We start from the raw sequence: 14,806 nt of genomic DNA, 5'->3' as shown, positions 1-14,806 counted from the left end.
GGAGTTTAAATGAAACCGATTCTTGGAATTACCATGGGGGATCCGTCAGGTAACGGACCCGAAATCACCATTAAGGCACTGATGAAGCCGGAGATATATGAAAGATGCAGGCCGGTAGTCATCGGGGATGCCGTTTGTATGGAAGCCGCTGCATCAATGGTGGAAGGCGCGTATGGATTCCGGATTCATGCCATACGTAAAGTGGAAGATGCGGTATTTGCTTTTGGAACGATCGATGTGCTGGATATGGGACTTGTAGATGTTTCCAAAAGGCTGTACATGAAGGACTGGAAAGAAATAGAGGAAGAAGTGGGAGAGGAGGCTGTGAAGAAGGCATATCTGGAAAGCCATAGAATGTGCGGAGAAGCGGCGTTCCAATATGTAAAGAAGGTTATTCAGCTGGCTATGGATGGTACGGTGGATGCAACGGTTACGAATGCCCTGAATAAGGATTATATTAATTTAGCCGGACATCATTATTCGGGACATACGGAAATTTATGCGGATTATACAGGAACCTCCCATTACACCATGATGCTTGCCCATGAAAATCTCCGGGTGGTGCATGTGTCCACCCATGTTTCTTTAAGAGAAGCCTGTGATCGGGTAAAGAAGGAACGAGTGCTGGAGGTTATCAAAATAGCCGATAAAGGCTGTCGGGCGCTGGGGATTAAGAATCCTAAGATTGGAGTTGCGGGACTGAATCCGCATTGCGGGGAAAACGGATTATTCGGCAGGGAAGAAATCGAAGAAATCCAGCCGGCCATTGATGAAGCTCTGGCCCTGGGGATTTGTATCCCGGAAAGGAAACCGACTCCGCCGGACACGGTATTTTCCAAAGCATTAGGAGGCTGGTATGACATTGTGGTGGTTATGTACCATGACCAGGGGCATATTCCGCTGAAGGTGAAAGGCTTTGTCTATAATCAGGAACGGCAGAAGTGGGATGCGGTTGCGGGCATCAATGTTACGCTGGGACTGCCGATTATAAGGGCCTCAGTGGATCATGGCACAGGAGAGGGCCACGCAGGCGATGGAAGCGCAAATGAATTAAGTCTGATGAATGCAATGGATTATGCCATACGTATGGCGGAAGCCAAAATAACAAACTAGGAGGATTGGGTTATGAGAAACAAAAAGAAGGTTATTTCCATTATTGTAGCGTTGGCTATGACAGCAGCATCCCTGACCGCATGCGGATCCGGCGGCAAAGGAGCGGAAAGCGCACCTGCGGCAGCGGAAGGAACAGGGAATACCACAGCGGCTTCCACGGAAGCAGAAAGCAGCACGACAGGATCAGAAGAGAGTGATGCGGACGGTTATGTGGGAAGCGGCGGTACGTATACGATGTATCTGCGTTCTACCTTTGTGGACTGGATTAACGATCTGGAATGGTACAAGGAGGCGGAAAAGAGAACCGGTGTTACTGTGGAATATCAAAAAGGCACCAGTGTGGAAAACGATGTTTATACGGAAGTGGATCAGATGGTATTGAGCAATACCTTAACGGATTCCACCATGTGCAAACAGGATCAGGCCAATATTTATGGAGCCCAGGGTGCATTTTATGATTTAAGGCCTCTGATTGATGAATATGCCCCTCATATTAAGGCATACCTGGATGCAAATCCGGATTATGAATCGCTGGTAACGAATGAGGATGGCTCTATCTATGGACTTCTGGTTGAAGGGATCCAGAAAGGAAGCTTCATTTTTTACCGTCAGGATCATTTTGACAAGGCAGGTGTGGATGTATCCGGAATCAAAACTGTGGATGATTTTACAGAAGCACTGCGTACTTTAAAGGCTTACTATAAGGATGTTCCCAACTATTATCCGTTGAACGGCCGTGAAACGCCGCTCCGGTTCCAGAGCCTTTTTAACTGTAACAGCAATATATCGGCAGAGGAATCCAACGGATTTTATTACAACAACGTGGAACTGGGATACGACATTCATGCGGATGGCGCTTATACCATGGTGGAAACCATGAAAAAATGGTATGACGAAGGCCTGATTAATCCCGAATGGATAGCCGGTGCATTTTCTGAAGGAGACTGGGAAGCGGCAATGTGGGAAGGACGCGGTTCCATCAGCTTTGACTTTTACACGAGACCGGCTGCATTTAATCTGGAAGGCAAGAATTATGATCCGGATTACAATATGGCTATCATGGACTTTTTCAACGATACAGACGGCAATCCCATGAAGGTTCAGACTGATACCAGATATAATCAGAAAAGAGCAACCGTTATTAATGCAAAGGCATCAGAAGAAACGGCCAAGACAATTATTCAGTTTATTGATTACTTCTACAGTGATGAGGGACAGACTCTGGCGAACTGGGGTGTGGAAGGCATCAGCTATGAAGAAAAAGACGGACAGAAGGAATATATTGTCAGCTATGATGAGGAACTGGCAAAACCGGACGGAGAGATGGAATGGAGCTTCTTAAGCGACCGTTTCACTATCTGCAAACCGCTTGATACCACTGCATTTTATTCCTTTAACTCAGAAATTGTAAAGGATGCGGCGTTAAAGCTTTTTACAGATGAGCATTTACAATATGGCATTAACATAATTTATTCGGATGAGCAGTCTGAGGAGCTTGCCACACTGACTGCATCTTTGAAAGACAGCTGTGACGCGGGAATTATCGCATTTATCAGAGGAACGAAGGAACTGAACGAAGACAACTGGAAAGCATTTCTGGACGAAATGGATGCGGCAGGTTATACCAGGATGGAAGAGCTTCAGCTGGCAGCCTATCAGAATACTTACAATGACTGATACAGCATTGCCCTGAAGCAATATAAAATCAGACCGGAAGAGATTCTGTTCCGGTCTGAATAATAAAGAAAGAGGTGTATGTATGGCCGGTAAGATAAAAAAGCGGGTACCTGATATCCCGGTACATAAAATACCGATGAAAGAACGGATAAAAAAGGATTTAAAAAGAAACTATCTTTTATATCTTATGCTGTTACCCGGCATTTTTATCTTGATCTGTTTTAAGGTCGGGCCGGTAGGAGCAATGGTGATCGCGTTTCAGGACTTCAGCGCATTCAAAGGAATTCTGGGCAGCGAATGGGTCGGCTTGAAACAGTTTATAAAGATATTCCAGGATCCATATATGCTGAAACTGATAAAGAATACGGTTGTACTTGCGATTTTATCTATTGTAGTCGTATTTCCTTTCCCCATTATTTTTTCTCTGTTTTTAAATGAAGTGAGGATAAAGAAAATACGGCATGCGGTACAGTCGCTCAGCTTCCTTCCGTACTTCATATCATCGGCGATTATGGTCAGTATTCTTTATACTCTTGTATCCCCATCCTATGGCCTGGTAAATAAAATCATTGAATTTTTCGGAGGGGAGGCCATATTTTTTATGGCAGAACCGCAGTGGTTCAGGCCTTTGTATATTATACTTCAGATATGGCAGACTTTTGGTTATTCTACGGTTATATATATAGCGGCTATGATGGCCATAGATACGGAACAATATGAAGCGGCAGATATGGACGGTGCCAACAGGTGGCAGAAAATGTTTTTCATAACACTGCCTTCCATTTCCAGTTCTATTATAGTAATGCTGATTATCAGTATAGGCAACATTTTTTCCGTTGATCTGGATCGGATACTGTTAATGTATAATCCAAGCGTTTATGAGACTGCGGATGTGATCCAGACTTATGTATACCGGATCGCATTCCAGGCAACAGGATTCCCCAATTACAGCTATGGTACAGCCGTTAACATGCTGAAATCAATTATAGCCTTTGTTCTGGTAATCGCTGCAAATAAGCTGGCTTCCAAATATTCGGAAACCAGACTGTTCTGAGAAAGGAGGAGCAAAGATGAAAAAGAAAATTGATCTCTTTGAAATCATTAATGACTTTATCCTGTGTATTATTGGATTCATCTGTATCTATCCTTTCCTGTATGAAATATTTGTGGCTGTGAGCGACGGCAGGTTTTTAGCAGCGGGTCAGGTGACTTTTCTGCCGAAAGGGTTAAACTTAGAGGTTTTTAAATATGTGCTTTCCAATCCGAAGCTGGATATAGCCGTGGGAATGAGGAATTCCTTTATGTATACGGCCGGAGGGACACTGGCAGGGGTGCTGACAACATACATTACGGCCTACGCACTGTCCAGGCCGCAGATTAAATCTCGTTATCTCCTTATGGGGATTTTTACAATGACCTGGGTGTTTGAAGCGGGAATTATACCTACCTATATTGTATACAGCCAGTTCGGGTTTATTGATAATCCGCTGGTGATGATTGTGCCCGGTGCGATAAATACCCAGTACCTGATCATCTGCAAAACCTATCTGGAAGGGCTGCCATATGAACTGGAGGAAGCGGCTACTGTTGACGGGGCCAATCAGTTCCGGATCCTGTGGAATGTGTATCTGCCTATTTCCAAACCCATTGTGGCAACAATCGGAACCTTTTACGCAGTTAATATATGGAATCAGTATCTTGTTCCCCAGATATATCTGAAAGCAACAGGTCTGAAGGTAATACAGCAGATTCTTAAAGATGTGGTAATTTCATCCGACGGGGCCGGGGAAATGATGCAGACGGTAATCAGGAACGGAGTATCAATAAATCAGTATAATATGAAAGCGGCTGCGGTTGTTATTGCCATGCTGCCTATCGTATGTGTATATCCGTTTGTACAGAAATACTTTAAATCAGGTATTTTGATAGGATCCGTAAAAGGATAGGAAAGAGGGCTGTAAGCCGGGAAAGGAAAAATTTATGGCGAGAACTTATGTAACCTTGGAGACAATGAAAGAAGATGGAAAATTATATGACAATAAGCTTCGTGATACGATTGAGAGCCTGATTCCCAACCCTTATGAGAGCTGTCATGCAGCGGATCTGCTGGAGCTGCCGGGGGGAGATCTTCTGTGCTGCTGGTTTGCCGGTTCCAATGAGGGAAATGCGGATATCAGCATCGTTGTTTCACGTCTCAAAGCCGGAGAGAGTCAGTGGAGCATTCCTGTCAAGGTATCGGACGATGCTGAAAGATCGGAACAGAACCCATCGCTTTTCCTGACGCCGGAAGGAGAAATCTGGCTGATGTATACCGCGCAGATATCTCGTGCGGCCAGGCCGGATTCGAAATTCAATCTTCAGTATACCGCAGAAATAAGAAGGAAAATATCTAAAGATAATGGAGAAACATGGGGAAAGACGGAAGTCATGTTTTCCAGGGAAGGCTCTTTCTGCAGACAGAAGATACAGATTTTGAGCAACGGAAGATGGGTATTCGGGAACTGGATTTGTTTTAATGATGATACTCATAACGGCAGTGATATTACCATAGTACAGATATCGGATGATAATGGCATCAGCTGGAGAAGTGTGGAAATACCGGGCAGCAGAGGAAGAGTCCACGCCAATATTATTGAAACGGAACCCGGCAGACTGCTTGCCTTGTTCCGAAGCCGTTCAGCCGACAATATCTATATTTCTCATTCCGATGATTGGGGAGAAAGCTGGAGTGTGCCTGTCAGAACGGAATTGCCGAATAACAATTCCAGTATTTCTGCCATACGTTTACAGTCAGGTGCATTGGCTGTGGCCTATAATCCGGTATGTGCGAATGATAACCCTGACATAACCGTATGGCCGCGCCAGAGATGTCCGGTAGCGGTTGCCGTTTCTTTCGATAATGGAAGAACCTGGCCGGCAGCCAGGCTGGTGGAGCAGGGAGAAGGCTTTATCGGAAGCGGAAATGATATAAGCAACCGAAGATATGAATATCCGGTAATAATGCAGTCTTCCGATGGATGGATACATGTGGCTTACAGCTATGGAGATCGGAGATGTATCAAGTACGCAGCGTTTAAGGAAGAATGGATAATGGGTAAAGATACAAGCGTAAACGGCTGTCTTAACCCCACAGAAGAAAAAGATAAATAAACGGATTCGTAAACACAAAAAACACTGTTTTCAGGATAAGTCCAATAAATTATCGGACGCAACCCGGAAACCGTGTTTTTTTGTGCGAATGGGAAAATAGTCTCCTAAGTTCCGTCCGGATCTGTTATGATAAAGAAAAGAGACAGCGTATTCACAGGGCGGGTGACAGGATGAAAAAAGAAAAATGGGAAACACGGGTAAAGCGGATTCTGGGTAATATTTCCCTGGGAAAAAGCCTGGGGATAAAAATGCTGGTGGTATCTCTGATCATTGCGGGGCTTGGCATCATCAGTCTGTATGCCAACCGTACGATTGAAAAGCAGGCCAATGACGCCAATCTGAAAATTTTGTCCATGACGATTGATAAAATTGACGAACAGATTCTGACTGCGGAAAACCAGATGGCCAGCTATCTGACAAGCCGAAGAAGCGAATTGGTGGAAATTAAAAGAAATACGGCTAACAGGGAGTATCTGTATACCATCCTGGATAAAGAAATGAAGAACAGTTTTTCGGCAAACAGCTGGATCCAGGCCAGCTTCCTGTATAACAGCGCCGGACAAAGGATGGTTTCCTTCCGAAGCTTCGAATATTCGCTCCTGGAGGATGTAAGAGATTATAACCAGAGCATCATATCCGGAGAAGAGTCTTTTTCCAATGAATGGGTTGCCAGGAAAATCGGTGATAAGGTTTATTTTGTCAGGACTATGCACACACTCGGATATTACCTGACGGTGTATATGGATGGAGATCCCTTTTTAAAGGTGATTGAAAAGGGGGAAAACAATCCCTTCTCCCTTCTTTTCTTTACGGATGAAAACAGAAAGGCCATAAGTGATGAAAAGCTTTCGGCGAGCGCAGAACAGCAGATTAAAGACTTCGGGCAGGAATTGATCTATAATGATCCCAGAGAGGCAGTGACTGTAATCGGCAGTGCTTCCGACCGGACGGGGCTCAGTCTGATTGGACTGCGTTATAAATCTTTTCTCCAGAAAAATATAGGGGCACTGCAGCTTCTTCTGGCCATGTTTATGATGCTGGCGGTGGCTTATGTGGTAGGCTGGAGCTGGTTTAACAGGAAGACTCTTGTGCATCCGGTAGACAAGCTGGTAAAAGCCATGGAAGAAGTGGAAAACGGAAATCTGCACGTAAAAGTGGAAGAGGAGGCTTATTACCAGGAATTCCGCTGCCTGAATTATCAGTTCAACCGCATGGTATCGGAAATCGAAAAATTAAAAATCGATGTATATGAGGAGCAGCTGAACCGGCAGAATTCGGAGCTGAAGTTTCTGCTTCTGCAGATCAATCCCCATTTTTTCCTGAATGCCCTGAATATCCTGTATACACTGGCATTGACCAGGCAGACGGATAAAATCAAGGAGCTGGTTGCCCATCTGATGAAGCACAGCAGGTATATCCTGAAGGCCAGAAATGAAAAAATAGAGGTGGAGGAGGAGCTGAAGCATATAGAAAATTTTATAGAAATACAGAGGATCCGTTATACCTATCCGATACTGTTTACGAGAGAAGGGGAGGAGGAATTGGAGGATTGCCTGATTCCGCCGATGATGCTGTATACTTTTGTGGAAAATTCGGTGAAGTATGGTCTGGTGGATGAAGCGGAAGGAGTACATATCACTCTTCAGATTGAGAAAAGCAGGGAAGGGGAAAAACAGGGATATTATTTCCGCATCCGGGACAGCGGCCCCGGATATGCAGAAGATGTGCTTCCTGTCCTGAACAGCGGGGACACCCTGCTGGATCGGCGGGGGGAAGAACATTATGGCGTGGCAAATGTTGTACAGAGACTTGCGATCCTGTATCATGGAGATGCGGAAATAAAATTTGAAAACGGGACAGAAGGCGGCGCCGCAGTGGAAATATGGCTGCCGGAAGAACAACGGGAAGAGGCGGTAAAGGATGAAGGTTTTACTGGTGGATGATGAAAAACTGGCACTGGACGGGCTTCGGATGGTAACGGAGGTCCAGAAAGATCTGGTGGATCAGGTTTTTACGGCATCCAGCGCGGCGGAAGCGAAGAAAATCCTGGAGGAAGAAGTGATCGACGTAGTGGTGACGGATATTGAAATGCCCTTGGGAAGCGGGCTGTCGCTGCTGCGCTGGCTGCGGGAGGAAAAAATAGATATTGAATGTATTTTCCAGACCTGTCATGAGAGCTTTGCATTTGCCAGAGAAGCGCTGTCCCTCGGAAGTTCCGATTATCTGGTGAAGCCGGTTCAGGAAGAGGAAATCCGTGAAGCCCTGATAAAGGCCAGGAATAATATGGAGCATAAGCTGCGCCTGAAAAATGATGCTGTCCATGAAAGTACGCTAAAACAATACCAGGGTGTTATGAAAAGTGTTTTCCTTACGGAACTGCTTCGGGGAAAATTCGGTGCGGACAGGGAAAAAATACGGGAGAATTTCGCCGCTCAAGGTGTTGAACTGAAGGATGGGGAGCGGGTTTTGCTGCTTTCTGTCAGTGTTGCGCGGATTGGAAAGGCTATGGATGGCTGGGAAAAGGATATTTATGACTTCGCCATGCGTAATGTCATAGGGGAATCCCTGAATATTGCAGGAAAAAACAGGATATGCCAGACAAATGTGGGGACGGATATTAATTATGCCGTGTTTCTGCTGGAAGGGGAGGTCGGAAAAGACAGGATCCGGGAAGAATGCAGGCAGTTGATCCGGTGGATGCATAATGAATTCGATACGGATATCCAGATTTATATGGCGGGTTTTGTGGAGCCGGAGGAGCTTCCCCTGCAGTTTGAAAAGCTGAGGCAGATGCAGCAGGATATTATCTGGAAGGACAGCTTCTGTCTGTGTGAAGGAAGATTGGGAAACGAAGGGCCGAAAGGGCCTAATTACCAGGCTTGGGAGGTCCTTATCCGGAAAGGGAGGCAGGAGGAGCTGCTTTCCCAGGTGGAAAAGTATGTGGACAGAATGGCAGGGGATATGGAAATGACACGGCCTGTCCTTCAGTCTCTTTTGGCAGGGCTTCATGCCCTTATAGTCAAAAATGAGAGGGAGAGGGCGGAACAGGGGCTCGATGTACGGCGTATGGATGAAAAGGAATATTCCGACCGCTTCCAGGCTGCCTTTGCCTCACGGGAAAATGCCGACGATTTCCTGAGGTGGATGCTGCTGCGGGATGAGGTGCAGGAAGAACGTTCTGTGGTGGATCAGCTGAAGGAATTCATCGATAATAATATTAATAAAGAAATTACAAGAAAGATGCTTGAGGATGCCGTGCATTTGAACCGGGATTATTTAAACCGTCTGTTTAAGAAGGAAACCGGGGTTTCCCTGGCGGAATATATTGTGGAAAAGAAGATGGAGACTGCCAAGGAGCTTCTGGTGATGACGGATCTCTCCGTGGGAGAGGTGGGTTATTGGGTGGGATATGAGAATTTTTCCTACTTTTCCAGGTATTTTAAAAAGATAACCGGTGATTCTCCGGCCAGTTACCGGCAGAAGTACAAAGAAAGCGATTTATAATAACAATTAATTTTGGTGTCAGTCAAATGTCCGGCAGAGGACAGGAGGGAGCAAGGAATGGAAAGTCTGGATACTATTTTTGAACTGTGTAAAGAAGCAGGTGTCCATGAGCAGGCGGTGATCCCGGTGGAAAAAATAAAGTTTTCCGATGAGGTCCGTCATCTCTGTGAGGTCAATTACTGCGGAAGCTATGGGAAGACATGGGCCTGTCCTCCCGGGGTGGGCAGTGTGGAGGAATGCCGGGAAAAATGTATGGCTTTTACCCAGGTGTATATTTTTACCACATGGCATCCGCTGGAGGATTCCCTGGATCTGGATGGGATGCAGGAAGGGAAGGCGGCTCACGAAGAGGTATGTGCCAGAGTGCGTAAAATATTTGAAGAGAACTTTGCCGAAACGTTGGTATTGACTTCGGAAGGCTGCGGAAACTGTCAGACATGTACCTATCCGGATGCTCCCTGCCGGTTTCCGGATCGTATGTGCCCTTCGGTGGAAAGCTATGGGATTTTTGTCAATGAAGAGGCGGCGGAGGCGGGGATCCATTACATTAACGGGGCCAATACGGTAACGTACTTCGGCAATGTGTTCTTTTAAGTGAGGGCCCGGCCATAGCCCACGCGGAATGCGCTCCGGATAACCTCCCCTGCCGCTGCATGTGCTGCCCTCCCGGACACGATCCTGCCTTTCGGATGCCGGTATGTCATGTTAGTTTCAGGTTCAATCTCAAAAAAGGGATATTTCTAACTATTTTGCATTTACCAGCCGTGGTCAACGCGGCTGAACTCCTCCCACTGGTCGTCGTAGTGACTTTAGTCGCTTACAGCGCCGCTAAGGGCGGACCACGTCCGGTAAATGCAAAACAGTAAGAAATATCACCTTTTTTTCAAATGAACCTGGAACTAACATGACATACCGGCATCCGAAAGGCAGGATCGTGTCCGGGAGGGCAGCACATGCAGCGGCAGGGGAGGTTATCCGGAGCGCATTCCGCGTGGGCTATGGCCGGGCAGGGCAGGGTGAGGTTAGCCGGAAGCCACGGGAAAGGGGCTTCCGGCTATTATATTTGTTTAATACAGGCAGACCTGGAAACGGAGGACGGAGGCCATGGGGCCTATGGCGGCTTGCATGCGTTCGTCGCCGTTGAGGATGCGGCCGGGGTGGAATTTGTCTTCGGAGAAGGTTCCTTCTTCCAGGCGGATGAGGCTCACTTTTTTTTCACTGCCTTTTTTGGGGAGGACTTCGATTTGGAAATTGCAGCCTGTGATGTAGAAGCCCAGGGGGCCGTTTTCCAGGAGGAAGCCGGCGGTACCGGGAAGGCCGGGGCGGTTTCCTGTGTAAGTGAGTTTTATGTCGGTTTCGGGCAGAGGAATGATGATTCCTTTGTCATGTTCATTTTTTCGTATGAAGGCATGGAGTTTGCCTGAGCCGCGGTGTTCGGCAAGGAGGCCGGTCATGCCGGAGAGGATTTCGTAGCTTCTCTGCAGGTAGGGGGCTGTTCCGGTGTTGGAAAAGGCGGAAAGGTCGATGTTCAGGGCGGCCATTACGGCAGGGGCGGGGGCGGGAGCTTCCTCAGGGGCGGAGCCGGACGGAGAGGGTACAGGGAACATGTCTTCTATGCCGAAGGGAGAAAAGCCCAGTGCGTTGTATTGGCCGAAGGCATAGAAGACGTTGGAGGCTGTAACGGGGTCTCTTCTGGCTTCGGGGATGAAGAGCGGGTTGTCTCCGGCGGTGTAGGCATCGCAGACTCCTTTGAAATCTGAGAGGTAAATATCAGGAGAAAGCATGTCGATGGAGGGCACCAGTTTTTTCCACAGATCCATGTATTTGGCGATGGGGCCGCCGCAGGGATAGGAGCCGGGGATTTCGGGGAACTGTTCGAGCCAGGCGTTTACGTTGAAGGGGAGGGGATATTCGGCTTTCCCGGCGGAGGCGATGTGCTGGATGGCAAGGCAGTAGTGGTAGGTCATGAAAAGCTCGGGGGCATCTTCACCGAACAGGGGATACCAGGAGTCGGTATTGTCTGCAGGGATGCCTGCGTATTCTTTCATGGCAGGGGGGACGGGGGCGAGGTAGGCTTTCTGCGCTTCCTTGCTGTAGTCCCTTTGTGCGCCGAGAAAGCCGATTTCATTTTCCACCTGTACCATGATCACGGTATTTTCTTCGCCGTCTGTTTCCCGAAGGTGGGACATGAGGCGGGCGAATGCGCAGGCGTCGGCTTCTATGGCGGCGGTGCAGAGAGGGGATACGGTATCGGAGGGGTTGTCGGGGCTGTAGCATGCACGGAAGTAGGTTATCGGATCCTGTTTTACCCAGGAGGGGGCATACATGGTTTCGCCATTCTTCCAGATACCGAACCACAGGAGTATCAGCTTCTTCCCTTCCTGTCTGGCCTGGAAGAGAAGGCTGTCTGTGAGACTGAAGTCAAAGGAGCCTTTTTCCGGTTCCAGCGTCTCCCAGCAGACCGGGGCGATGACGGTATTCAGGGCAAGGGGACGCAGGGCGGGCCATACATTTTTCTCCATGTAGCCGGCGGAGGAACTGCTGGAATTATGGAGCTCGCCTCCCAGGATCAGGAAAGGCTGATCGTTTACATATAGGGTGGGTACTCCGTATTGGTTTGGTGCGATTCTAGGTATCATTTTTGTGTGACCTCCTCTTTTTTGGGTGATGTTTCGTAATTGGGATGATTGACATAATCGGTAAAGGATTTTGTTTTGCAGATGGTGCTCATCAGGTGGGCAGCGGCCTGAAGGAGCTGCTGTCTGTTTACGCGTCCCTCATCATAGCCCTTTAATACCTGGGCGATTACGGGAGGGCCTCCCGGCATGACGATATCGTTTCCTGCCGCTGCGGCATCGGCACCGTCCACTACAATGTCCATGTCGCCCCAGTCGGTAACAACAATGCCTTCGTAACCCCATTCTTCCCGCAGGATACGGGTACACAGATCATAGCTGCCGCCGGCAAAGGTTCCGTTGATTTTGTTGAAAGAGGACATAAAAGTATGGACGTGGCTTCCTTTAACAGCCATTTCAAAGGGTTTCAGGTACAGCTCCCTTGCGGCACGTTCGGTGAGGACAGAATCCACTGCATCATAAGAAAAACGGGCGCTGCCTCTGCGGTAGGTTTCCTGCTCGTTGACGGCAAAATGCTTGGGGCAGGCGGTAACCGGATTGTTTTCTTCTGCGCCCCTGCAGACAGATACGCCGCAGACGCCTGCCAGTACCGGATCTTCAGAAAAGTATTCGAAGTTCCTGCCGCCGATGGGACTGCGGTGCAGGTTCAGCGCCGGGGCGAGCCAGCTGTCAACGTTCTGGGTGAAGGCTTCGTAGCCGCAGGCACTTCCGAAATCCATGAGCACCTTCGGATCAAAGCTGCAGGCCAGCAGCATACCGGTGGGCCAGGCTGTTTGGCCGACGCTGGCGGGACCGTCCTTATAAAAGATAGAAGGGATCCCGTATTTGGGGAGGGCCGGTGATACATAGCCCATGCTGCCGGTGGGATGGGTACAGACGGCGACAGGTTCCTTGTTTTCGTAGAAAATGGTGGGCGCCGCCTGGGAACCGAAGCCGCCGAAGGGAAGCCCGGGGCCGTAGCCGTTTGCAAGGACGGCCAGCTCTTTTGTGCTCATCTGGGCAAGAAAAGCATCCATGTCCACTCTGCCTGCAGCCACATCGGATAACCGGGAAGGCTTTGGCTCCGCCTGGGCAGGTACCGTCTGTTTTTGGGGATGGCGGACGGTGATATCCTCCTGGGTTATGAGAAAGGACGGAGGGACTTGTTTTTCCTGTTCCTCTCCGGGATAGGTGATGGGAGAGATATTTTGTGCGGACAGAAAAGCCAGCTTGTTTCGGTTGCAGGGCTTCAGGCCCAGGCAGTTAGAATATTGTGCGCAGATGACCGGGGAAGGCACAAGGAGGGAGCCTGCAATGTGGGTGTTCCGGGAGGAATTGCCCACGCGTATATAGTAGGTTCCGGCTTCCAGCAGATAAGAGGCGCTTTCTTCATCATAGGAAGAAAGCTGGTCCAGCGGTATCGTGAGGGTGAGCTGCTGTGACTCGCCAGGAGCCAGAAGCTTTGTCTTTTCCCAGGCTTTCAGCTCCTGGTACGGTTTTTCCAGCCGGCCCCAGGGTGCGGAAACATATATCTGTACCACCTCTTTTCCTGCATAGCAGGAGGAAAGGTTTTTAACAGCCGTCCGTACTACAAGGTTTTCCTCTTCCTTATGCAGTGTGGTATCGGTTATGGAAAACGCAGCATAAGAAAGCCCATGTCCAAAAGGATAGACCACATCTTTTCCGAAGGAATCAAAATACCGGTATCCCATGTAAATATTTTCCAGGTACACAGTGACCGGGCTTTTTGCAAAACCGGAGCTTCCGTTAGCTTCCGCGTCCAGGCCGTAATCGCGGTATTCCTTCAGGGTTTCAGGATGCTCCTTGTCCCAGCTGAAATGTCCGGCGCTGGGGTAAGCTTCATAGGAGCAGGCAAAGGTGGAGCACAGTTTTCCGGAAGGGGTGTGCTTTCCCACAAGGATATCCGCCAGTGCGGCGGCGCCCTGTTCCCCGGGAAGGCCTATGAATAATACGGAATCGATGGAAGGATAGTCCTTAATCCAGCCTGTGTCCAAGATACCGTTGGTATTCAGTATCAGGACCACATGGGAAAAGGACGTGCAGACCTGGCGGCAAAGAGCCGTTTCCTGCGGGGTAAGATAGTAATCATCCGGCACATGCCTATCGCATTCTTCACCGCCTGAAGAGCGGCCCAGGATCAGGAAAGCCGTGTCCGTCCGGGAGGCTGCTGCATCCACAAGTTCTGCCGGCACAGGAAATTCTTCCCTGGGAGGCTCATATTTGCCGAATATTTCATAAATAATACCGCTGTTTATCAGATCGACTCCTGCTTCCGCCAGCCGGGCAAAGGGATCCTCCACGACCTGGGCCGCCAGCTGCTGCTGATAATAGGAGACAAGTTCGGGAACCGGTGTGATTCCGGCTTTCCGGCACTCATCCAGGATGTTGGCGGGCTGTTCCGCATTCCGGGAAGCGCCGGAGCCGGCTCCTCCGATCAGGGTATCCAGCTGGGAACGGCCGAAAAAGGCGGCTGTACTTCCGGTTTTCACAGGAAGAAAATGATGGTTGTTGGCGAGAAGGACAATGGATTCCGCCGCCAGCTGCTTTGCCGCCGCCCTCAGATTTTCCCTGGAACGTTTTCCCGGATCCGGTGGGCAGAAGCTCTGCTTTGTTTTGTATAAATTGGACATTTTGTACTCCTTCTTTATATAATGAAAAAAATATTTCATACATGTTTATATGATTTTATCATAAAGAATCCTGAAAATATACAAAGATACTAAAAA

Annotated in this window: 10 protein-coding genes; 8 read left to right on the top strand and 2 right to left on the bottom strand. The window is 48.5% G+C overall.

Going from position 1 to position 14,806, the window contains the following annotated elements; all coding sequences use genetic code 11:
- The first annotated feature begins 9 nt into the window (after nt 1-9).
- The 8 genes from BLA28_RS02445 (at nt 10) to BLA28_RS02410 (ending at nt 10,038) form a co-directional block, all read left to right on the top strand.
- The gene (locus BLA28_RS02445) at nt 10-1,113 is read left to right on the top strand and encodes a PdxA family dehydrogenase (RefSeq protein WP_044970338.1); all 1,104 of its coding nucleotides are present in this window, start codon (nt 10-12) and stop codon (nt 1,111-1,113) included.
- Between the two features lie 12 nt (nt 1,114-1,125).
- Nucleotides 1,126-2,790: a type 2 periplasmic-binding domain-containing protein gene (locus BLA28_RS02440; RefSeq protein WP_069155880.1), complete on the top strand. Its 1,665-nt coding sequence runs from the start codon at nt 1,126-1,128 to the stop codon at nt 2,788-2,790.
- A gap of 82 nt (nt 2,791-2,872) precedes the next feature.
- The gene (locus BLA28_RS02435) at nt 2,873-3,844 is read left to right on the top strand and encodes an ABC transporter permease (RefSeq protein ID WP_050018810.1); all 972 of its coding nucleotides are present in this window, start codon (nt 2,873-2,875) and stop codon (nt 3,842-3,844) included.
- Nucleotides 3,845-3,860: 16 nt separating this feature from the next.
- Nucleotides 3,861-4,736, top strand: a complete 876-nt coding sequence (locus tag BLA28_RS02430) for a carbohydrate ABC transporter permease (protein WP_044970333.1) — start codon at nt 3,861-3,863, stop codon at nt 4,734-4,736.
- A gap of 34 nt (nt 4,737-4,770) precedes the next feature.
- A complete protein-coding gene (locus BLA28_RS02425) occupies nt 4,771-5,940 on the top strand; it encodes a sialidase family protein (protein WP_071698874.1) in 1,170 nt (389 codons plus the stop codon).
- A 170-nt stretch (nt 5,941-6,110) separates the two neighbouring features.
- Nucleotides 6,111-7,883, top strand: coding sequence for a sensor histidine kinase (locus tag BLA28_RS02420; protein ID WP_069155878.1), 1,773 nt, complete (start codon nt 6,111-6,113; stop codon nt 7,881-7,883).
- Nucleotides 7,861-9,444 (top strand): response regulator transcription factor, encoded by a 1,584-nt coding sequence (locus tag BLA28_RS02415; protein WP_069155877.1) that lies wholly within the window; start codon nt 7,861-7,863, stop codon nt 9,442-9,444. The genes BLA28_RS02420 and BLA28_RS02415 overlap by 23 nt, the downstream gene beginning before the upstream one ends.
- Nucleotides 9,445-9,501: 57 nt before the next feature.
- Nucleotides 9,502-10,038 carry a DUF2284 domain-containing protein gene (locus BLA28_RS02410; protein ID WP_069155876.1) on the top strand — a complete coding sequence of 179 codons (537 nt, stop codon included), beginning with the start codon at nt 9,502-9,504 and terminating at the stop codon, nt 10,036-10,038.
- A gap of 473 nt (nt 10,039-10,511) precedes the next feature.
- On the opposite strand, the gene BLA28_RS02405 is transcribed toward BLA28_RS02410, so the two are convergent.
- Nucleotides 10,512-12,083 (bottom strand): DUF5597 domain-containing protein, encoded by a 1,572-nt coding sequence (locus BLA28_RS02405; protein ID WP_071698873.1) that lies wholly within the window; start codon nt 12,081-12,083, stop codon nt 10,512-10,514.
- The gene (locus BLA28_RS02400; protein WP_069155872.1) at nt 12,080-14,710 is read right to left on the bottom strand and encodes a beta-glucosidase; all 2,631 of its coding nucleotides are present in this window, start codon (nt 14,708-14,710) and stop codon (nt 12,080-12,082) included. The genes BLA28_RS02405 and BLA28_RS02400 overlap by 4 nt, the downstream gene beginning before the upstream one ends.
- Nucleotides 14,711-14,806 lie beyond the last annotated feature (96 nt).

Source organism: Eisenbergiella tayi, assembly GCF_001881565.1.
Lineage (GTDB): Bacteria > Bacillota > Clostridia > Lachnospirales > Lachnospiraceae > Eisenbergiella > Eisenbergiella tayi.
Note: the sequence above shows the minus strand (reverse complement) of the source record. Positions and strands in the feature narration are given on the sequence as shown.

Coding starts and splice junctions, on each gene's coding strand:
- BLA28_RS02445 (WP_044970338.1), top strand. CDS start 10: ATGAAACCGATTCTTGGAATTACCATGGGGGATCCGTCAGGTAACGGA.
- BLA28_RS02440 (WP_069155880.1), top strand. CDS start 1,126: ATGAGAAACAAAAAGAAGGTTATTTCCATTATTGTAGCGTTGGCTATG.
- BLA28_RS02435 (WP_050018810.1), top strand. CDS start 2,873: ATGGCCGGTAAGATAAAAAAGCGGGTACCTGATATCCCGGTACATAAA.
- BLA28_RS02430 (WP_044970333.1), top strand. CDS start 3,861: ATGAAAAAGAAAATTGATCTCTTTGAAATCATTAATGACTTTATCCTG.
- BLA28_RS02425 (WP_071698874.1), top strand. CDS start 4,771: ATGGCGAGAACTTATGTAACCTTGGAGACAATGAAAGAAGATGGAAAA.
- BLA28_RS02420 (WP_069155878.1), top strand. CDS start 6,111: ATGAAAAAAGAAAAATGGGAAACACGGGTAAAGCGGATTCTGGGTAAT.
- BLA28_RS02415 (WP_069155877.1), top strand. CDS start 7,861: ATGAAGGTTTTACTGGTGGATGATGAAAAACTGGCACTGGACGGGCTT.
- BLA28_RS02410 (WP_069155876.1), top strand. CDS start 9,502: ATGGAAAGTCTGGATACTATTTTTGAACTGTGTAAAGAAGCAGGTGTC.
- BLA28_RS02405 (WP_071698873.1), bottom strand. CDS start 12,083: ATGATACCTAGAATCGCACCAAACCAATACGGAGTACCCACCCTATAT.
- BLA28_RS02400 (WP_069155872.1), bottom strand. CDS start 14,710: ATGTCCAATTTATACAAAACAAAGCAGAGCTTCTGCCCACCGGATCCG.